The organism is Citricoccus sp. K5, from assembly GCF_902506195.1.
Classification (GTDB): domain Bacteria; phylum Actinomycetota; class Actinomycetes; order Actinomycetales; family Micrococcaceae; genus Citricoccus.
In genome coordinates this window covers 2,533,038-2,552,171 of the sequence record NZ_LR732817.1, presented here as the reverse complement: position 1 = coordinate 2,552,171, position 19,134 = coordinate 2,533,038, and the positions used below count along the sequence as shown (strand labels likewise).

Genomic DNA, 19,134 nt, shown 5'->3' with positions numbered 1-19,134 from the left:
CGTCAGGCTGTGGCGTAGTCCCCGGTCAGCAGGACCGCTCCGCCGTCAACGCCCTTGGCGCCCTGCATGAAGTCGGTGCCGGCGTTCCGGGCCTCGTCCGTCACGCGGCCCACGGTTCCGGCGACCCAGGACGTCAGGCCGCGGGCGTTGAGCCGGGCCAGGGCCTCATCGGCGGCGGCGGGATCCACCACGGCGACCATGCCGACGCCGAGGTTCAGGGTGCGCTCCAGGTCCTCCAGCGGGACGCGCCCGAGCTGGCCGACGAGGGAGAACACGGCCGGCAGTGACCAGGTCCCGCGATCCACGGTGGCCATCAGGCCGCGGGGGAGTACGCGGGCCAGGTTGGCCGCGAGCCCGCCGCCGGTGACGTGGGAGAAGCCGTGCAGGGCGGGCTCGCCGGAGGCGGTGGTCACCGCGCCCGCGGCACCGGAGACGGGGTCTCCGTTGAGGTGGCGCATCACGTCGAGGCAGTCGGCCGTGTAGATGCGCGTCGGTTCCAGCAGCTCCTCGCCGAGCGTGCGGCCCAGGTCGGTGACCTCACGGTCCAGGGACCAGCCGGCGTCGTTGATGACGCGGCGGACCAGGGAGTAGCCGTTGGAGTGGATGCCGGAGGAGGCCATGGCGATGACCACGTCGCCCTCACGGACGCGTTCGGGGCCGAGCAGGGCGGAGGCCTCGACCACACCGGTGGCGGCGCCGGCGACGTCGTATTCGTCCACGCCCAGCAGGCCGGGGTGCTCGGCGGTCTCTCCGCCCACCAGGGCGGTGCCGGCAGCCTGGCACCCCAGGGCGATGCCGCGGACGATGTCCGCGATGCGCTCGGGAACCACCTTGCCGCAGGCGATGTAGTCGGTCATGAACAGCGGCTCGGCGCCGACCACCACGATGTCGTCCACGACCATGCCGACCAGGTCGAAGCCGATCGTGTCGTGCTTGTCCAGCGCCTGCGCGATCGCGACCTTCGTGCCGACGCCGTCCGTGGAGGTCGCCAACAGCGGCTTGGAGTACTTCAGCAGCGCCGAGACGTCGTAGAGTCCCGCGAATCCGCCCACGCCGCCGATGACGGAGTCGTTGTGGGTGGCCTTCAGCGCGTCCTTCATCAACTCGACGGCGAGATCACCGGCCTCCACGTCCACGCCGGCGGAGGCGTAGGTGGTCCCGGGTGCGGTATCGGCAGCGCCGGGCACTGCGCCGGCCGGATCGTGGGGGTGCTCGGAAGCGGTCACAGCGGGGTCCTGTCGGTTGCGGTCAGCAGGTCTTCGTAGGGCGCGTCGGGTCCCGGGTCGCAGCCGACGGCGCCGGGACGCTCGTCAGGGTTCACCGTTGACTCCGGATCGGCGACGGGGTCGGACGCTGTGGCGGCGACCGGCTGCTCCAGCAGGTGCTTGCCCCGTTCGTCCTCGCTGGGCAGCGGGATCGGGTAGTCGCCGGTGAAGCAGGCGGTGCACAGCGAGCGGCGGGGCTGCTCGGTGGCCTCGATCATGCCCTCCGCGGAGATGTACTCCAGGGAATCGGCCCCGATCGAGGCGGCGATCTCCGCGACGCCGGCGCCGTTGGCGATCAGTTCGGCTCGTGAGGCGAAGTCGATCCCGTAGAAGCACGGCCACTTGATGGGCGGCGAGGAGATCCGCACGTGCACCTCGGCGGCACCGGCCTCCTTGAGCATCCGGACCACCGCGCGCTGGGTGTTGCCGCGCACGATCGAATCGTCCACCACCACCACGCGCTTGCCGGACACCACGGCGGGCTGGACGTTGAGCTTGAGTCGGATTCCGAGCTGGCGCAGGGTCTGCGAGGGCTGGATGAAGGTGCGGCCCACATAGGAGTTCTTGACGAAGCCCTGGCCGAACGGGATGCCGGATTCCTCGGCGTAGCCCACCGCGGCGGGCGTGCCGGACTCGGGGACCGGGATGACGACATCGGCCTCCACCGGGTTCTCCCGGGCCAGGGCACGCCCCATGGCCCCGCGCGACTCGTAGACGGAGCGGCCGCTGATGGTGGCGTCCGGGCGGGCGAGGTAGACGTACTCGAAGACGCAGTGCGCCGGCTTGGATTCGGCGAACCGGGTGGAGCGGATGCCGTCCTCGTCGATGGCGATGAGCTCGCCGGGAGCGACCTCACGGATGAACGAGGCGCCCACCGTGGCCAGGGCGGACTGCTCGGAAGCCACCACCCAGCCGCGCTCGAGCCGGCCGAGTACCAGCGGCCGCACGCCCTGCGGGTCCCGTGCGGCGTAGAGGGTGTGCTCGTTCATGAAGACGAAGGAGAAGGCGCCGCGGATCAGCGGGAGCAGTTCGGTGGCCGTCTGCTCGAGGGTGGAGCCCTCCTCGCCCTGCAGCAGGGCCGTGACGAGGGCGGTATCCGTGGTGTTGCCCTGGGCCATCTCGCCCCGGGTCTGCTTGCCGTAACGGCCCTGCACCATCCGGTACAGCTCGGCCGAGTTCACCAGGTTGCCGTTGTGGCCCAGGGCCACGGTGCCGCCCGCGGTGGCGCCGAGGGTCGGCTGGGCGTTCTCCCAGTTGTTGCCACCGGTGGTCGAGTACCGGCAGTGCCCGACGGCGATGTGCCCGGTCAGGGTGTTCAGGGTCGCCTCGTCGAAGACCTGGGAGACGAGGCCCAGGTCCTTGTACACGGAGATCCGTTTGCCGTCCGAGGTGGCGATGCCCGCGGACTCCTGTCCCCGGTGCTGCAAGGCGTACAGGCCGTAGTAGGCGAGTTTGGAGACCTCTTCACCGGGGGCCCAGACGCCGAACACCCCGCATTCGTCCTGGGGACCCTTCTCATGGGGGTCGAGGTCATGTGTCAGCAGGCCGTCACCGCGCATCTTGGTCACGCTCCCCATTCTCCCACTTGTCCGTCCACTGCTGCAGGTCGTGGTCCTGGACGGCGTAATCGGCGTCCTCGTAGCTCTCCACCGACTGGGCTGTCACGGTATAGGTGCGCTTCTTCGACCGGCGGTCCAGCACCAGCCAGACGATCGCTCCGACCCCCACACCGAGGATGCCGAAGATCACCAGGAAGTACCCGAAGGTGGAACCGAAGGTGAACTCGGGGTTGGCCTCGCCGAAGGCGGTCACCAGCAGCGCGACGATGACGCCGAGCAGGGCGCCCCCGATCAGGAACACCTGCACCTTCGGGGCCCGGCGGACCACCAGGGTGCGGTGGTCCAGGGTATCCGGCCCCGGGGAGCCCGTGCCGAGCCGGCTCGAATCCGGAGTGGGCCGGACCGTCTCGGGCCGGCTCAGGCCCGGCGTGGTGGGTTCGTCTGCCGGGGTGCCCGCGGGGGTGTCCGCGGAACCGTCGGGGGGAAAAGTCATGCCTTCCATGGTACGGGGCGGAAAGGACTCTCCCCGCCCCGGGTCGGGCATGCTCGCGGCTGCGAAGGTGTGGCTACAGGTAGGGGTTGCGGACGGCGTTGACGTCAGCGTCGGTGGTCTCTGTGAGCAACGGCTCCGTCCGCTCGGGCAGCCGCAGGGTGGGCCGGGACGAGAGTACGGCGACCAGCCCGGACCCCAGTGCCACGAGCAGCAGGAGGGCCGTTGCCATCACGCTGACCAGGGCTGCTCCGGTGGACTGGAACGGGATGAAGGTCGCGGCCGCCACGAACACCAGGGCGGTGGCGATGACTGAGGACCGTGCCGCTCTGGAGGCGTAGCGCCCGGATGCGGCGGAGAACAGCACCCCGATCAGGCCGATGAGCGCCACGAGGGCGGCCACCATCAAGCCGATGACCAGGGCGCCGAGCATCGCCCAGCCGCCACCGGCCAGCCCGCCGAGCAGGAGAGCCACCGGGATCACGAGGATCGAGGCTGGAACGCCCAGCTCGCCGACCAGGCGTCCCGCCCGCGGCACCTCCGTCCCGCCGAGCGCGCGGTAGTCCAGCACGGCCCCGGCCACGGCGGCGATGGCCAGGACCACGGCGAAGACCAGCGGCAGCCAGGCGCCCTGGCCGGACTGGACGACGTCCAGCAGCGGCAGGATGAGCGCCAGGCAGGCCAGACCCAGGGGGGTGGCCAGATGGCGCAGGAACCGCCGGCCGGTGCGCTCCATCGCGGCCGCAGCGTCGGCGGCCTTGCCGACCGGGCCGTCGTCGGGCCCGAGTGCTCCGCCGGCTTCTCTGCCGACACCTTCGTGGTGCGCCCGCTCCGTGCCCGGGGAACGGCGCAGGAGTACGACGGCGGCCCCCAGGCCGACGAGGGCCAGCACCGAGCCCAGGGCGGAGGCGATGGTGAGCCCCGAGGGGGTGGGTGCCAGCAGCGGGATCCCTCCCCAGGCCACCAGCGCTGCCGGCGGGGCGATGGCCGACAGAACGCGTGCCACGGTGCCGGGCCCCCGCGGGGCACGGCGCGCGGCCACGGCGCCGGCCACCACGGCGGTGGCCGCCAGTAGCAGTCCGGCCATGGAGAGGGTCTGTAGTACGGCGTTGAAACCCTCGAAGCCGATCGCGCGGTCGACCACGCCGAGGGGTATGAAAGTCCGGACGGCCAACAGGATCAGGGCGGTGGCCAGGGCCACGGATGCTAGGGTCTGGGCCTCCTGGCCGCCCGGGCCCGCCCGCCGGTCACGGAGGGCCAGGGCCAGTCCGAGGATGCCCAAGAGCCCGACGGCGGCGGCGAGGGTGTAGCTCAGAACCCAGAGCCCACCGTTCAGCGCCCCGGGTGACGCGCTGGTGGCGATCACCGCCCAGGTCGCGAGCGAGACCAGGACGGAGCCCATGGTGTGCAGGGCGACGGCGGCGGGCAGGGCCAGGTGTCTCGCGGTCTTCACGGTCGTTCCCCCTCAGGATGCGTGGTCCCACCGTATCCCGAGGGTGCACCGTGGGATCGGGTCAGTACGTGTCCTGTTCGCGGACTCCGATGACGCGGCTGAGGAGGCAAAGGCAGCGATACTCATGTTCCGATAGCCGATCCCCTACTGACGCAGGCTTCGCCAACATCACAGGTGGTCGTCCTTGGCGTCTGCGCCCAGAGGAGGGCGGTCGGGGGCGGGTGGGCTGTCTGCGGTGGCGGCCCAGTTCGAGAGGAGTTGCAGGCCGTCGTGTGTGGGTGATCCGGGTTCGGCGGAGTACATGAGCATCTGGAGTCCGTGCGGGGTTAGGTCCATGGCTTCGTAGGTGAGGTCGAGGTCTCCCACGACGGGGTGATGGATGTTCTTGATTCCGGTGGTGTGTGCCCGGACGTCGTGGGAGGCCCAGAGCTTGCGGAAGAGTTCGTTTTGCGTGGAGAGCTCCCCGACGAGGTTGCTCAAGGCCTTGTCGTAGGGGGAGCGGCCGGCCTCCGCGCGAAGGAGGGCCACGATCTGGCCGGCATTGGCCTTCCAATCCTGGTAGAACGTCTGTGCCCGTGGATCGAGGAAGACGAAGCGTGCGGCGTTGACGGGGCGGTGGTCCTCGGTGAACATTTCGGAGAACAGGGCGCGCCCGAGCCGGTTGGTCGAGACGGCGTCGAGGCGGCCGTTCTGCACAAAGACCGGCACGGTTGACATCGCGTCGATGGTCTGTTGCAGGCTCGGGCGTACCTGCAGCTTCCTGGCCATGGGGCGCTTGGCGCGGGCGCGGGCTCCTTCGTTGGCGGCGCGCACGAGGTCGTACAGGTGTGTGCGTTCGGCCTCGTCCAGTTGCAGTGCCCGGCTGATCCCGTCGAGCACCGAGTCCGAGACGCCGGTCGCGATTCCGCGTTCAAGGCGCTTGTAGTACTCGGAGCTCATGCCGGCCATCAATGCGACCTCCTCGCGGCGTAGTCCAGGCACACGTCGGCGCCCGCCGTAGTCAGGCAAGCCGGCTTCCTGCGGCGTGAGCTTGGCCCTGCGCGAGATGAGGAATTCGCGGATGTCGTTACTGCTGTCCATGCCCAACAATGTACGCCGCCGAAAACCACCCAAAGGGGCCCTCTCAGTGACCCTCTAGACAGGGTCTCCCTACCCCCGGCGTAGCCGGGTTGACTGGTTGCAGTCGCCGGCCGAAACGGGCCGGCATCGCTACTGGAAAGGTACCCACCTCATGAGCAACAACGTCTGGTTCATCACCGGAGCAGCCCGCGGCATGGGCGTCGACTTGGCCAAGGCCGCCCTCGATGCCGGCCACTCGGTCGTCGCCACCGCACGTGACGCCGCCAAGGTCGCCCAGGCTCTCGGGGAGCACGAGAAACTCCTCGCCCTCTCGCTGGACGTCACCGACGCCTCCGCCGCGCTCTCCGCTGCCGAGGCGGCCGTGGAACACTTCGGCAGCATCGACGTCCTGGTGAACAACGCGGGGAACTTCTACGCCGGATATTTCGAGGAGATCAGCGACGAGCAGTTCCGCCGGCAGATGGAGACCAACTTCTTCGGCCCGCTGAACGTCTCCCGCGCGATCCTGCCGTTCATGCGCGCCCAGCGCAGCGGCCACGTCATCACCATCACTTCCGCGGCCGGCATCATCGGCCAGGAGTTCTGCGCTGCCTACGCGGCCTCCAAGTTCGCCCTTGAGGGCTGGATGGAGTCTCTCCGGTACGACCTGGATCCCTTCGGGATTCACACCACCATCGTCGAGCCCGGATTCTTCCGTACCGAGCTGCTCGTCGAGGGCGCGTCCTCCATCTGGCCCGAGCTCTCCATCGAGGACTACGCCCCGCGCACGGAACAGACCATCACTGCGTGGAAGTCCATGAACGGTCAGCAGGGCGGGGACCCCGCCAAGCTCGGAGCCGCCCTGGTCACCCTCGCCGGGCTCGAGACCCCGCCGCTGCGCTTCGTCGCCGGTGCCGACGTGGTGGCCGGGGTCGAGCAGAAGGCGCGTTTGCTCCTGGACCAGGTCGACGCGCACCGCGGACTGTCCTCCTCCATGGACATCGACCACGCCTGACCGGCGCTCGGGCCCCGGCCGGCGATGAACCGGCCGGGGCCCCTTCTCACCAGAGATTCCACCGAAGAAAGGCCAACACTTGACGTCGAAACTCGCAGGAACCGTTGCCATCGTGACCGGTGCCAGTAGTGGCATCGGTCACGCTACCGCCCGCGCTCTCGCCGAGCACGGGGCCTTCGTGGCCGTCGTGGCCCGTCGCCGGGACCGCCTCGCCACGCTTGTGGCCGAAATAGAGGCCGCCGGCGGCACCGCCCACGCCGTCGTCGCCGACATCGCCGACCGCACCCAGGCCGAGCGGGCGGTCGCCGAGGTCGTTGAACGCTTCGGCCACCTCGACATTCTGGTCAACAACGCAGGACTCATGCTCCTCGGCCCCGTCTTGGACGCGGACGTCGGGGAATGGGAGCGGATGATCGCCATCAACCAGAACGGCCTGCTCTACATGACGCACGCGGCCCTGCCGCATCTGCTCAAGGCGGCAACGGATGGGCCGCGGGAGGTGGCCGACATCGTGAATATCTCCTCCCAGGCCGGCCGCGAGGCCTCGGCGAACTTCGGCGTCTACAACATGACCAAGTTCGGGGTGAACGGGTTCACCGAGGCCCTGCGTCAAGAGGTCACCCAGAAGCACGTCCGCGTCGGCGTGCTCGAGCCCGGCGCGGTCGACACCGAGCTGATCTCGCACAACAACGAGAACATCCGCGAGGAGCTGGCCTCCTCGGATGCGATCCCCGAACCGCTGCAGTCCGCGGACATCGCCGAGAGCATCGCCTTCATGGTGACTCGTCCGCGCCGATCCTCCATCGCCGAACTGTGGGCCATGCCCACATCCCAGGCCTGAGAATCACACCGACAGGAAGCACCACATGAAGGAAGCACGCCTCGGAGGCCTTGAGGTCTCCCGCATCGGACTCGGTGCCATGACCATGGCCGGCACGTACACCAGCGAAGGCGCCCTGGACCACACCGAATCGACCCGCACGATCCACCGCGCGCTCGAACTCGGGGTCACCCACATCGACACCGCTGAGATCTACGGACCCTTCCTCAGCGAGGAGATCGTCGGTCGGGCCGTCACGGGCCGCCGCGACCAGGTCAGGATCGCCACGAAGTTCGGCCTCGTCTCCCATACCGGTGGGGGCCCCGGCGTCCTCGACAGCAGCGCGGCGAACATTAAGGCCGCCGTCGAAGGCTCCCTCAGACGCCTCGGCACCGACCACATAGACCTGTACTACCAGCACCGGGTCGACCCGAACACGCCGATCGAGGAGACTGCCGACGCCGTCGCGGACCTGATCGCCGAAGGCAAGGTGCTTCATTTCGGGCTCTCCGAGGCCTCCCCGGAAACCGTCCGCCGGGCACACGCCGTGCAACCGATCACCGCCCTGCAAACCGAGTACTCGCTGTGGACCCGCGACGTGGAGGCCGAGATTCTCCCCCTGCTGCGCGAACTCGGCATCGGGTTCGTCCCCTACTCCCCGCTCGGGCACGGCCTCCTGACCGGGCGGATTCGCGCCGTCGAGGACTTCGCTGACAACGACTGGCGCAAGACCAACCCCCGGTTCACGGGTGAGAATTTCCGCCGCAACCTCGCGATCGTCGACGAGGTGACGGCCATCGGCGCCGAGATCGGCGCGACTCCCGCCCAGACCGCCCTCGCGTGGTTGCTCACCCGCGGGACCGACATCGCCCCGATCCCCGGCACACGCCGGGTCTCTCGTGTCGAGGAGAACACCGCTGCCGACGGCATCGAACTCACCACAGACCAGTTGGTGCGGTTGGACTCACTCCGGCCCGCCGCGGGCGAACGCCACGACGAGGCCAACATGGCCTCGATCGACCGCTGAACCGAACGGGACAGTCCGCGAGAAAAGCACGGCCAGGTCGGGTGCCGAAGGCCAGCCCGAGCGCTGGGCATCACTCCCACCGGCCACGGGGCGGGCTCCCCGGAGCCTTGCGCCGTTCCATATCCCACCCACCCAACAGGGAACGGCACGACCGCCGTGCCCTTCCTATACCGCTAACCGAAGGAACAACACCATGACTGCTTGGACCACCGATCAACTCAAGGCCATCGAGGCGCACGAGGCCTTCTATGTCTCCCCGTACCGTGAAGACGGCTCCACATATGGCACCCCCACCGAAACGTGGGCCCTGGTCATCGATGGGAACGTCTACGTACGCGCAGCCAACGGGAAGGCATCGCGCTGGTACCAGGCCGCCATCAGCCAGAAGGCAGGACGAGTCCGCGTCGGAGGCCTCTACTACGACGTCACCTTCGAAGACGCCGACACCGAGAACGAAGTCCTCATCGACACCGCCTACGAGGCGAAGTACAGCAACGCCACCGACGCCTTCGCGATCCCCATCATGCAGGGCGAGGGCCCCAAGGCAGCATCCGTTCGCATCGCACCCCGCTGAGCCAGGCACACACCCGTGACAGGCGTCACGCCGGGTGCATGGTGGTCAGCGGCCGAACCGCAGCCGGTCAGCGCCGCAGCGGCATCCATTCGGACAGGTCGGCGCGGGATCCGGAGGCGAGTACCTTCCCCGTCCCGACGGCGGCCTCCCAGTCCGTGAGCCCCGTGGCCAGTTCCAGCCACGTCGCCGGATCCATCTCGATGACGTTCGGGGGAGTGCCGCGCGTGTGGCGCGGGCCCTCTACGCACTGGCAGACCCCGAACGGGGGGACCCGGACCTCCACGGAGTTCCCCGGGGCCCGGGTGGCGAGCTCCTCCAGGGTGTAGCGGACTGCGGTGGCCCGGGTGCTGCGGGGCAGGGCGGCAGCACCCTCCGCCCCGTCCGCCCCGTCCGCCCCGTTCGCTCCGGCCGAGCGGGCGCGGGACCAGGACTCGAGGGCGGCGCGGCCGTCGTCGTCAGAGATGCGGCGCTTGATGGACATGACTGTTGCCGTGCCGTTCAGTCCAGCAGGTCCAGGACGGGGCGGGCCAGCTGGACCCGGCCGACGGGCTTGCCGCGGCCGAGGATCTTCGGGGCCACGGTGTCCAGAACGCCCGGCAGGGCCTCGAGGTCGATCTGTGAGGGGGCGAACTGGGCCAGCAGAACCAGGGCGACGAGGTTGCCGGCGCGCGTGCCGCCGTCGAGCGCCTTGACGGCCACCGCCGTGCCGTCCTGCGCGGCCATGACCATGACGCCGTCCGCGCCGAGCTTGGCGAGCACGCCGAGCTCGCGGATCACCACGGTGTTCGTGTTGGTCTCGCCGTGCACCGCCCACGGGTGCTCCAGCATGGCCGTGGCCACGGAGGCGGCATGCACCTCGGAGTCGCGGCGGTGCGGAGCCGCGGCGACCCTGCCGATGCCGCGGGCCAGACCGGTGAGGGACAACACGGGGGCGGGTGCACCGCAGCCGTCCACGCCCCAGTGGGCCACCGGTTCGCCGCAATACTCCTCCAGGACGGCGGCCACCTCACGCTGGATGGGGTGGTCGAGGTCCAGGTAGGTGCTCACGTCGTGCCCGCCGTGCTTGGCGGCGGAGAGGAAACCGGCGTGCTTGCCGGAGCAGTTGTAGGCCAGCGGGGTCTGGAGGGGGCCGCCGGGGCCGGCGTCCCCGGCCATCTCGATGATCCCGGCCGGATCCGCGGGCCAGGCGGGCGGGCACTGCAGGAAGGACTCGTCCATGCCGGCGTAGGACAGGACCGTGGCGGCCGTCTGGCGATGGCGGGCCGTCCCGCGGTGCGACCCGCATGCCAGGGCGATCTGTTCCTCGACCATCCGGGCCCCGTGCCGCAGGGACGCGATGGCCTGCAGCGGCTTGAGCGTGGAGCGCGGGTAGACCAGCGCAGCCGGGCTGCCGAGGGAGGCGAGCATCGAGCCGTCCGGCGCCGTCACCACGGCCGAACCGATGGTGCGGGACTCGACGAACCCGTTGCGGACCACGTGGACCAGTTCCACGGCCTCGCCGACCGTGAAGGTGGCCGAGGGGCTCCGGGTGGGCTGGCGGGACTCGTGCAGGTCGGGATGCTGATGCGGTGCGGGCATGGTCACTAGCTTGTCACTACTTCAGGCGGTGAGCACCTCAAGCACCGGATCCGCGAGTTCGGCGCGGCCGACCGGCTGGCCGCGGCCGAGGACCGTCGGTGTCACGGCGTCGAGGACGATCCGCAGCGCCGGCAGCTCCACCTGGTCCGGGGCGAAGCGGGCCAGGAGGTTGAGTGCCACGAGGTTGTTGGCCCGGGAGGCTCCGTCCAGGGTCTTGACCGCCACGGCGGTGCCGTCCGGGGCCGCCACCACCAGGATGCCGTCCGCCCCGGACTTGGCCAGCACGCCGAGTTCACGCATGATCCGGGTGTTCGAGCTGTTCCTGCCCTGGACGGCCCAGGGGTGGCGGAGCATGGACACGGCCACCTGGACGGCATGGTCGTCGATCGGCAGTCCCTGGGCAGCCCGTTCGGGGGCGGAGGCGACCCGGCCGAATCCGCGCGCCAGCCCGGCCAGGGCCAACCGTGGGGCCGGGCCGCCGCAGCCGTCCACGCCGACCTCCACCGGTTCGGTGCCGCAGTAGTCCTCGATCACCCGGAGCACCTCCTGCTGCAGTGGATGGTCCGGTTCCAGGTAGCTCTCGGTCTCCAGGCCGGCGGCCACGCAGGCGGACAGCCAGGCGGCGTGCTTGCCGGAGCAGTTGAAGGCCAAACGGTTCGGGCGGGGGCCGTCAGGGCGGCGGGTGCGGGCGGCCATCTTCAGCAGCTCGCGGCGGTCCTTGGGCCAGGCGCGCGGGCACTGCAGCGCCGTCTTGTCCAGGCCTGCAGCGGCCAGGATCTCCCGGACCAGGGCGCGGTGGCGGGAGGAGCCGCGGTGGGAGCCCGAGGCGATGGCGATGTGGCGGCTCTCCAGCGGGGCACCGAGGCGCAGGGAGGCGATGGCCTGCAGTGGCTTGAGGGCCGAGCGGCCGAACACCACGGCGTCGGCCGGACCCACTGTGGCCAGCACGCCGCCGTCCGGACCGGTGACCACGGCGGCGCCACTGTGACGGGACTCCACCTGCCCGTTGCGGGTCAGGTAGACCAGCTCTGCGGCGTCCTGCTGGGCGAAGATGCCGGGCGTGGTACCGGACGCGCCGGGCACGGTGGTCATGCTGTTCGTGAAGGCCATGCGCTCATCGTGTTCGATGAGCATGAGCCCCAGATGAGGGGCGCATGAGCTAACGCTGAGAACCCTGGCGGGAAGCTGGCGGGAAGCTGGCGGGAATCTGCCGGGAAACTGACGGAGAAAGGGCGGACCAGGGGGCCTGCGGGGCGCCGCCTCAGCGGCCGCGGCGGGTGGCCCAGACGGTCACTGCAGCGGCTGCGGCCAGCGAGGCGATCAGGGAGACCACGGCAGCGCCCAGGTCACCGCGTTCGAAGCCGAGCATCCGGGTCCCGAACCACATGATCACGGCGCAGGTCAGCCAGACGATCACGAAGGTGTAGATGGTGCGCAGGAGGCCCGAACCCCCGGAACCGCCAGAGCCGGCGAGGCGGGGCGCGCGGCCGTACGGGTGGCCGTACTGCTGCTGCCCGTACTCCTGGCCGGACGGGTCCTGTCCCTCGGGTCGGGCACCGTGCTCCGGGAGGTGCCGGCCGTCGTCGGGCCCGGGGTAGTTGGACGTCATGGAACCCATCGTACGGACCGGTACGGCTGGACCGGGCGCACACACGCGCGCCGGGACGGCCCGGACGGTCTAGGCTTGGGCACCGTGAAGATCCTCGTCCTCGGCTCCGGCGGCCGCGAACACGCCATCATCCGTGCCCTGCAACTGGACCCTGATGTCCAGGAGGTCCATGCGGCCCCGGGCAACGCTGGCATCGCCCTCGATGTCCCGGTGCATGCCGTGGATGCCACCGACGCCACCGGGGTCACCGTCCTGGCCGGCGAGCTCAACGCGGACCTGGTGGTCGTGGGACCCGAGGCCCCGCTGGCGGCCGGCGTCTCCGATGCCCTGCGGCAGGCCGGGTTCACCGTATTCGGCCCCTCCAAGGCCGCCGCCGAGCTGGAGGCCTCCAAGTCCTTCGCGAAGGACGTCATGGCTCAGGCCGGCGTCCCCACCGCCGCCGCCCACACCTGCTCCACGGTCGCGGAGGCCGAGGCCGCCTTGGACGCGTTCGGCGCCCCCTACGTGGTCAAGGACGACGGGCTGGCCGCCGGCAAGGGCGTGGTGGTCACCTCGGACCGTGCCGAGGCCCTCGAGCACGCCCGGTCCTGCTTCGACGTCAACGGCACCGTGGTCATCGAGGAGTTCCTGGACGGCCCCGAGGTCTCCCTCTTCGTCATCTCCGACGGCACCAACGCGGTCCCCCTGGTCCCGGCGCAGGACTTCAAGCGCATCGGCGACGGTGACGCCGGCCCGAACACCGGCGGCATGGGCGCCTACACCCCGCTCGACTGGCTGCCCGAGGGCTTCGTGGACGAGGTCATGGAGGCCGTGGCCCGCCCCGTCATCGCCACCATGGCGGACCGCGGCACCCCCTTCGCCGGCGTGCTGTACTGCGGCCTGGCCCTGACGAGCCGCGGCCTGCGCGTCATCGAGTTCAACGTGCGCTTCGGCGACCCGGAGACCCAGGCCGTGCTGGCCCGGCTGCGGACCCCGTTCGGCCGCTTCCTGATGGACGCCGCCACGGGCTGCCTCGCCGGGTTGCAGGAGCTGGACTGGTCGGACGGCTACGCCGTGGACGTGGTGGTGGCCGCCGCCGGCTACCCGGAGTCCCCCCTCAAGGGCGGGGCGCTGGCTGGCGTCGCGGAGGCGGACGCACTGGAGAACGTCTCGGTCCTGCATGCGGGCACCTCCACGGCGCACGACGGCGGACTGGTCGCCTCCGGCGGCCGGGTGCTGGCCGTCGTCGGGCTCGGGGAAGACCTGGCCGCAGCGCGGGCCCGCGCCTACGCGGGGGTGGACCTGATCTCCCTGGAGGGATCGCAGCACCGCACCGACATCGGGCTCAAGGCCGAGCGCGGCGAGATCACGCTCCCGGAAGGAAAGACGCGCTGATGACCGGATTCTCGCAAGGGTTCGACGCCCAGGCCGTGGAGCTGCCGGGCTGGCGGCACGCCTATTCGGGCAAGGTCCGGGACCTCTATGAGCCGGCCGACTCCGCGCCGGGGGAATCCGAGACGCTGCTGGTGGTCGCCTCGGACCGGATCAGCGCCTACGACTTCGTGCTGGAGACCGAGATCCCGGACAAGGGCGCGGTGCTGACCCAGCTGTCCCTGTGGTGGTTCGAGCAGCTGCAGGTGCCGCACCACGTGGTGTCCCTGGACGTGCCGGAGGCCGTGGCGGGGCGGGCCATGGTGTGCCAGCGGCTGGACATGTACGAGGTCGAGTGCATCGCGCGCGGCTACCTGACCGGGTCCGGGCTGGCCGAGTACCGGGAGTCCGGCACGGTCACCGGGATCGAGCTGCCGGCGGGACTGGTGGACGGCTCGAAGCTGGACCCGGCGATCTTCACCCCGTCCGCCAAGGCTGACGTGGGTGAGCACGACGAGAACATCTCGTTCGAGCAGATGGCCCGGCTGATCGGGGACACCCCCGCCCAGAGGCTGCGTGAGCTGACCCTGGACGTGTACCGCCTGGCCGAGTCGATCGCCCGGGAACGCGGGATCATCCTGGCGGACACCAAGGTGGAGTTCGGACTGGATGCCACCGGGCGGATCGTGCTGGGGGACGAGGTCCTGACCCCGGACTCCTCCCGGTTCTGGGATGCCGCCCAGTACGAGCCCGGCCACGCCCAGCCCTCCTTCGACAAGCAGTTCGTCCGCGACTGGCTGACCGGCCCGGACTCCGGTTGGGACCGGCACTCAGGTGAGGCACCGCCGGCCCTGCCGGCCGACGTCGTCGCCAAGACCCGCGCCCGCTACATCGAGGCCTACGAGACCCTGACGGGCCAGACCTTCACCGCCTGAAATCCTCTGAAACCACGTCAGGTGCGAGGGCCGGGAGCGACCTCCGGCTGCGAGGGGTCTAGTGGGTGATGGTCGTCTGCTGGTAGAGCGACATGCGGATGCGGCCACCGAGCAGCCGGTAATGGCTGGACATCAGGGCGGTGAAGGGCTCCGGATCGCCGGGCCGGGAGGCCGTGGCCGTGTACACGAGGGCCGCGGCGTCTGTTCCCGTGAGGACCAGCCGGGGGTCATCCAGGTGGTACTCGGACCACGGTGGAGCGTGGTCCAGAGTTGATGCCACGGTGTCCCGGTCCAGGACCATGCCGTTGACGAGCACCATGACGGCGTCGTCGGTCATCAACTCCCCGTAGAACGTTCCACCCCGGGCCGAACACAGCGCATCCCACCCCCGGTGTTCCAGGGACAGCAGGTCGTGGAGCGTCAACGTGGCCATGCCTTCAGGCTAGTGGCCCGGCACCGGGAAGTCCTCAGCCGACCAGGGAGTCCTTCCAGGCCGCATGGAGCTCGGCGAAGCGGCCGCCGGCCTCGATCAGCTCGGCGGGGGAGCCGTCCTCCACGACCCGCCCGTCATGCACCACGAGCACGCGGTCGGCGATCTCCACGGTGGACAGCCGGTGCGCGATGATCAGCGCGGTGCGGTCACCCAGCAACCGGGTCAGCCCCTGCTGCACGAGCCGCTCACTCGGCAGATCCAACGAACTCGTGGCCTCATCCAGGATGAGCACGGCCGGGTCGGCGAGGAAGGCGCGGGCGAAGGAGACGAGCTGGCGTTGGCCGGCGGAGAGCCGTCCGCCGCGCTTGGTCACGTCGGTCTCGTAGCCTTCGGGCAGGGACAGGATGAACTCGTGGGCTCCCACGGCCTTCGCCGCGGCCTGGATTTCGGCATCCGAGGCATCCGGCCGGCCCAGGGCGATGTTCTCGGCCACGGAGCCGGAGAACAGGAACGCCTCCTGCGTCACCATGACCACGTTGCGCCGCAGATCGCTCGCGGAGAGCTGGTCCAGGTCCACCCTGTCCAGCGTCAGGGACCCGGAGGAGAGGTCGTAGAACCGGGCGATCAGCTTCACCAGCGTGGACTTGCCGGCCCCGGTCTGGCCGACGACGGCCACCGTCTGGCCCGCGGGGATGGTCAGGTCGAAGCGCGGCAGGATGACCTGGCCGTCCCCATATCCGAACTCGGCATCCTTGAAATCGATCCGTCCGGCGGCCTCAGGCAGGGGTACCGGCTGCTCGGCCTCCCGCACGGTGGGCGCCTCCTCCAGCAGCCCGGACACCTTCTCCAGCGCTGCTGAGGCGGACTGGAAGGAGGAGTAGAACATGGCGACCTGCTCCATCGGCTGGAACACACGCTTGCCGGCCAGCAGCAGTGCCACGAGCACACCCACGGCCAGGGTGCCGTCCAGCACCCGGAACCCGCCGAAGAGCAGCATGGCCACCACGGTCAGGTTCCCGGTGATCACCAGGGTCGGCTGCAGGATGCCGAAGAGGTTCAGGGACTTCAGCATGTCGTCCCGGTACTTGCCGGCCAGCGTCTCGTACGTCCGGTCATTGGCGCGTTCCTTGCGGAAGGCCTGCACGGCGCGGATGCCGGTCATGGTCTCCACGAAGTTCACGATCATCCGGGCGGAGGACACGCGCGACTCCCGGTAGACCGCCTCTGAACGTACCTGGTACCAGCGCACCGCGATCGCCACCGGGATGAACGCCACCAGCAGGATCAACGCCGAACGCCAGTCGAGGACGACGATCGAGATGCCCGTGAACAGCATGAACATCAGGCCGGACACGAGGGAGGACACGCCCTGGTCCAGCAGCTCGCGCAACGAGTCCAGGTCCGAGGTCTGCCGGGAGATGACCCGCCCGGAGGTGTACTTCTCGTGGAACTCGAGGCTGAGCCGTTGCGTGTGCCGGAACACCCACACGCGCAGGTCCAGCAACATGGCCTGGCTCAGCCGCGCCGTCATCCACGTGTAGGTGCCCAGCAGCAGCCCCGCGGTCAGCGCGGCTCCCACATAGGTGCCCCCGACGGCGGCCACCACCGGTGCCGCGGAGCCACCGGCCTCCAGCGTGGAGACGACCTGCGGCAGCCCCCAGTCGATGCCCCACGCGATGATCAGCGGGAACGACGCGCGGGCGGCATTCGAGATCACCACCAGCAAGGCCGTCAGGATGAGCTTCCACTTCACCGGCCGGGCCAGGTCCTTGAGCAGGGCCCAGGATCGTGCTCTGACGTACTTCCGTTCCTGGACGCTGAGGTCCAGACGCTCCTCGCCCTGGGTGCCCAGCAGCGTCGGGTCGGGCCGCTGGGCCTCGCCGGGGGCGGAGGCGTTGACGGCCTGACGGCCGCGGCGCTGGGTCCGGTCCGCGCGGCTCATGGTCGGTCTCCTTCACGGCCATGGCCAGCGGCAGTGCCACTGCCACTGCCACGATCGGACGCTTCGTCCACGGCCACCACCGGCGTCATCCCGGTGATCACCCCGGAATCCATGACGGACTCAATGGACTTGTCCTCCTCGAAGCTGGAGATGATGAAGCGGTATCCCGCCGACCGGCCCAGCAGCTCGGCGTGCGTGCCGACGTCCTGGATCGCTCCGTCGCGGAGGACTGCCACGCGGTCGGCGAGGGCCACGGTGGAGGGCCGGTGGGCCACGATCAGGGTGGTGGTCCCGGCCAGGACGGTGCGCAACCGCTGCGTGACCACCTCCTCGGTGCTGACGTCCAGCGCGGACAGCGGGTCGTCCAGGACGAGGATCGCCGGCTGAGCGGCGATGGCGCGGGCCAGGGCGATGCGCTGGCGCTGCCCGCCGGACAGGCTCAGCCCCTCCTCGCCGATCTGGGTGTCCACGCCCTCCGGCATGGCGTAGGCGAACTGGGCCTGGGCGGTGTCCAGGGCCAGCTCCAGCAGGTCCTGGGCGGCCTGCGGATCGGCAGCGTCCGGGCCGGCGATCTCCGCCGGGGCTCCCAGCAGCACGTTGTTGCGGATCGAGTCGGAGAACAGGGTCGCGTCCTCGAAGGCGATGGACACCGTGCGCCGCAGGTCCAGCAGCGCGTGGTCCCGGACGTCCACCCCGTCCACGAGCACGCGCCCGGAGGTGGCGTCGTAGAGCCGGGGGACCATCTGGACGAGGGTCGACTTGCCGGACCCGGTCAGTCCGACCAGGGCCATCGTCTCGCCGGGCTCGAGGTGCAGGGTCACGTCCCGCAGGATCGGCTCCGCCTCAGCGGTGGCATCCGGATAACGGAAGCCGACGCCCTCGAAGGCGAGGCTTGAACCGGACCCAGATTCTGATCCAGATCCAGCACCGGAGTTTGGACCGGAGCCAGCGGCCGGATCCGCGATGGGGTCGGCAATATCAACTGCGGTGTCCATGACCTCGAAGTGGCGGTCGATGGCGGTCTTCGCGGACAGGGACATGCCCATGAGCTGACCGACGGATTCGACCGGGCCGGCGAGCACCGCCGTCGTGGCGAAGAAGCCGGCGAGGGCGCCCACGGTGAGCTCCCCGGTGGCGACGAGGTAGACGCCGGTGGCCAGCGAGATGCCGATGACGGTCTCCGGCAGGGCGACGATCAGGGCGATGAACTGGGAGAGCACCGTGGCCTTGCGGACCTCCGTGCCGCGCAAGGTGTCCGCCTGGTCGCGGAATCCCTCCAGGGCCTCCCCGCCCCGCCCGAAGGCCTTGAGCACACGGATGCCGTGGACGGACTCCTCCACGGTGGTGGCGAGGTCACCGGCCTGGTCCTGGGAGAGGCGGGACGCGCTCCGGAAGTCGTTGCGGAAGTAGAAGGAGCGCCACATGATCGGTACGGCGCCGGCCAGGTAGATCAGCCCGAGGATCCAGGAGGAGTTGAGCAGCAGGATGATGCCGACCACGATCGTGACGATCGAGACCACGAACATCACCGTGCCGAAGGCGATCCAGCGGCGCAGCAGGGACAGGTCGCCGACGGAGCGGGAGAGCAGCTGCCCGGAGGGCCAGGAGTCGTGGAAGGAGACCGGCAGCCGCTGCAGCCGGGTGAACAGGGCGACGCGGGCTCGGTTCTCCACCCCGGCGGCGGGCGGCAGGATGAAGAAGCGGCGGCCGAAGATCAGCAGTCCCTCGGCGATGCCCAGCCCGGCCATGAGCCAGACGGCACCCCACACGTCCGCCGGGGACCCGCCGGGATGCAGCACGGAGTTCACCAGTTGCTGGATGACCTGAGGGATGGACAGGGCGACCAGCCCGGCCAGCATGGCCGAGACGAGCCCGGCGGCCCAGCGCCAGCGGATGCCGTCCAGGTAGGGGGAGAGGCGGCGGATGGCCTCGAGGATGGACCGCTCCCGGGTGCCCGGGCCATGGTCATTCTGGCCACCACCCTGGCCGTGTCCATCCGTGTGGCCCCGGCCCGGCTTGCCACGC

General features: G+C 70.2%; 18 protein-coding genes. 6 read left to right on the top strand and 12 right to left on the bottom strand.

Features of this window, described 5'->3' with window-relative positions; genetic code table 11:
• Positions 1-2 precede the first annotated feature (2 nt).
• The 5 genes from purM to BOSE125_RS11405 form a co-directional block, all read right to left on the bottom strand.
• On the bottom strand, positions 3-1,187 hold the full coding sequence (purM, locus tag BOSE125_RS11425; protein ID WP_159555093.1) for a phosphoribosylformylglycinamidine cyclo-ligase: 1,185 nt from the start codon (positions 1,185-1,187) through the stop codon (positions 3-5).
• Between the two features lie 35 nt (positions 1,188-1,222).
• Entirely contained in the window at positions 1,223-2,824 is a 1,602-nt protein-coding gene (gene purF, locus BOSE125_RS11420) for an amidophosphoribosyltransferase (RefSeq protein WP_159555091.1), read from the bottom strand.
• Positions 2,814-3,317: a DMT family transporter gene (locus BOSE125_RS11415; protein ID WP_159552638.1), complete on the bottom strand. Its 504-nt coding sequence runs from the start codon at positions 3,315-3,317 to the stop codon at positions 2,814-2,816. The genes purF and BOSE125_RS11415 overlap by 11 nt, the downstream gene beginning before the upstream one ends.
• A 73-nt stretch (positions 3,318-3,390) precedes the next feature.
• Positions 3,391-4,767 (bottom strand): hypothetical protein, encoded by a 1,377-nt coding sequence (locus BOSE125_RS11410; protein WP_159552636.1) that lies wholly within the window; start codon positions 4,765-4,767, stop codon positions 3,391-3,393.
• Between the two features lie 168 nt (positions 4,768-4,935).
• Positions 4,936-5,847: a helix-turn-helix transcriptional regulator gene (locus tag BOSE125_RS11405; protein ID WP_159552634.1), complete on the bottom strand. Its 912-nt coding sequence runs from the start codon at positions 5,845-5,847 to the stop codon at positions 4,936-4,938.
• Between the two features lie 151 nt (positions 5,848-5,998).
• On the opposite strand from BOSE125_RS11405, the gene BOSE125_RS11400 reads away from it, so the two are divergent.
• The 4 genes from BOSE125_RS11400 to BOSE125_RS11385 all read left to right on the top strand — a co-directional run bounded on the left by BOSE125_RS11400 (position 5,999) and on the right by BOSE125_RS11385 (position 9,262).
• Positions 5,999-6,841 carry an SDR family NAD(P)-dependent oxidoreductase gene (locus BOSE125_RS11400; protein ID WP_159552632.1) on the top strand — a complete coding sequence of 281 codons (843 nt, stop codon included), beginning with the start codon at positions 5,999-6,001 and terminating at the stop codon, positions 6,839-6,841.
• A 79-nt stretch (positions 6,842-6,920) separates the two neighbouring features.
• Positions 6,921-7,682, top strand: coding sequence for an SDR family NAD(P)-dependent oxidoreductase (locus BOSE125_RS11395; protein WP_159552630.1), 762 nt, complete (start codon positions 6,921-6,923; stop codon positions 7,680-7,682).
• A 25-nt stretch (positions 7,683-7,707) separates the two neighbouring features.
• On the top strand, positions 7,708-8,688 hold the full coding sequence (locus BOSE125_RS11390) for an aldo/keto reductase (protein WP_159552628.1): 981 nt from the start codon (positions 7,708-7,710) through the stop codon (positions 8,686-8,688).
• A gap of 193 nt (positions 8,689-8,881) precedes the next feature.
• Entirely contained in the window at positions 8,882-9,262 is a 381-nt protein-coding gene (locus BOSE125_RS11385) for a DUF2255 family protein (RefSeq protein ID WP_159552626.1), read from the top strand.
• Between the two features lie 67 nt (positions 9,263-9,329).
• Here the strand turns inward: BOSE125_RS11385 and BOSE125_RS11380 are convergent, their stop codons facing one another.
• From BOSE125_RS11380 to BOSE125_RS11365, 4 genes are all read right to left on the bottom strand, one after another.
• Complete coding sequence (locus tag BOSE125_RS11380) at positions 9,330-9,743, bottom strand: sterol carrier family protein (RefSeq protein WP_159552624.1); 414 nt, start codon at positions 9,741-9,743, stop codon at positions 9,330-9,332.
• A gap of 17 nt (positions 9,744-9,760) precedes the next feature.
• Positions 9,761-10,840, bottom strand: coding sequence for an asparaginase (locus BOSE125_RS11375; RefSeq protein WP_159552622.1), 1,080 nt, complete (start codon positions 10,838-10,840; stop codon positions 9,761-9,763).
• A gap of 21 nt (positions 10,841-10,861) precedes the next feature.
• Positions 10,862-11,974 carry an asparaginase gene (locus BOSE125_RS11370; protein ID WP_236557938.1) on the bottom strand — a complete coding sequence of 371 codons (1,113 nt, stop codon included), beginning with the start codon at positions 11,972-11,974 and terminating at the stop codon, positions 10,862-10,864.
• A 127-nt stretch (positions 11,975-12,101) separates the two neighbouring features.
• A complete protein-coding gene (locus BOSE125_RS11365; protein ID WP_147301212.1) occupies positions 12,102-12,449 on the bottom strand; it encodes a hypothetical protein in 348 nt (115 codons plus the stop codon).
• A gap of 84 nt (positions 12,450-12,533) precedes the next feature.
• On the opposite strand from BOSE125_RS11365, the gene purD reads away from it, so the two are divergent.
• Complete coding sequence (purD, locus tag BOSE125_RS11360) at positions 12,534-13,823, top strand: phosphoribosylamine--glycine ligase (RefSeq protein WP_159552620.1); 1,290 nt, start codon at positions 12,534-12,536, stop codon at positions 13,821-13,823.
• Positions 13,823-14,734, top strand: coding sequence for a phosphoribosylaminoimidazolesuccinocarboxamide synthase (locus tag BOSE125_RS11355; protein WP_159552618.1), 912 nt, complete (start codon positions 13,823-13,825; stop codon positions 14,732-14,734). The genes purD and BOSE125_RS11355 overlap by 1 nt, the downstream gene beginning before the upstream one ends.
• 58 nt (positions 14,735-14,792) lie before the next feature.
• On the opposite strand, the gene BOSE125_RS11350 is transcribed toward BOSE125_RS11355, so the two are convergent.
• Genes BOSE125_RS11350 through BOSE125_RS11340 form a run of 3 tightly spaced genes read right to left on the bottom strand, consistent with a single transcriptional unit; the run spans position 14,793 to position 19,046 of the window.
• Positions 14,793-15,167, bottom strand: a complete 375-nt coding sequence (locus BOSE125_RS11350; protein WP_159552616.1) for a nuclear transport factor 2 family protein — start codon at positions 15,165-15,167, stop codon at positions 14,793-14,795.
• A 34-nt stretch (positions 15,168-15,201) separates the two neighbouring features.
• Complete coding sequence (locus BOSE125_RS11345; RefSeq protein WP_159552614.1) at positions 15,202-17,109, bottom strand: ABC transporter ATP-binding protein; 1,908 nt, start codon at positions 17,107-17,109, stop codon at positions 15,202-15,204.
• Positions 17,106-19,046 (bottom strand): ABC transporter ATP-binding protein, encoded by a 1,941-nt coding sequence (locus BOSE125_RS11340; RefSeq protein ID WP_159555087.1) that lies wholly within the window; start codon positions 19,044-19,046, stop codon positions 17,106-17,108. The genes BOSE125_RS11345 and BOSE125_RS11340 overlap by 4 nt, the downstream gene beginning before the upstream one ends.
• Between the last annotated feature and the right edge of the window lie 88 nt (positions 19,047-19,134).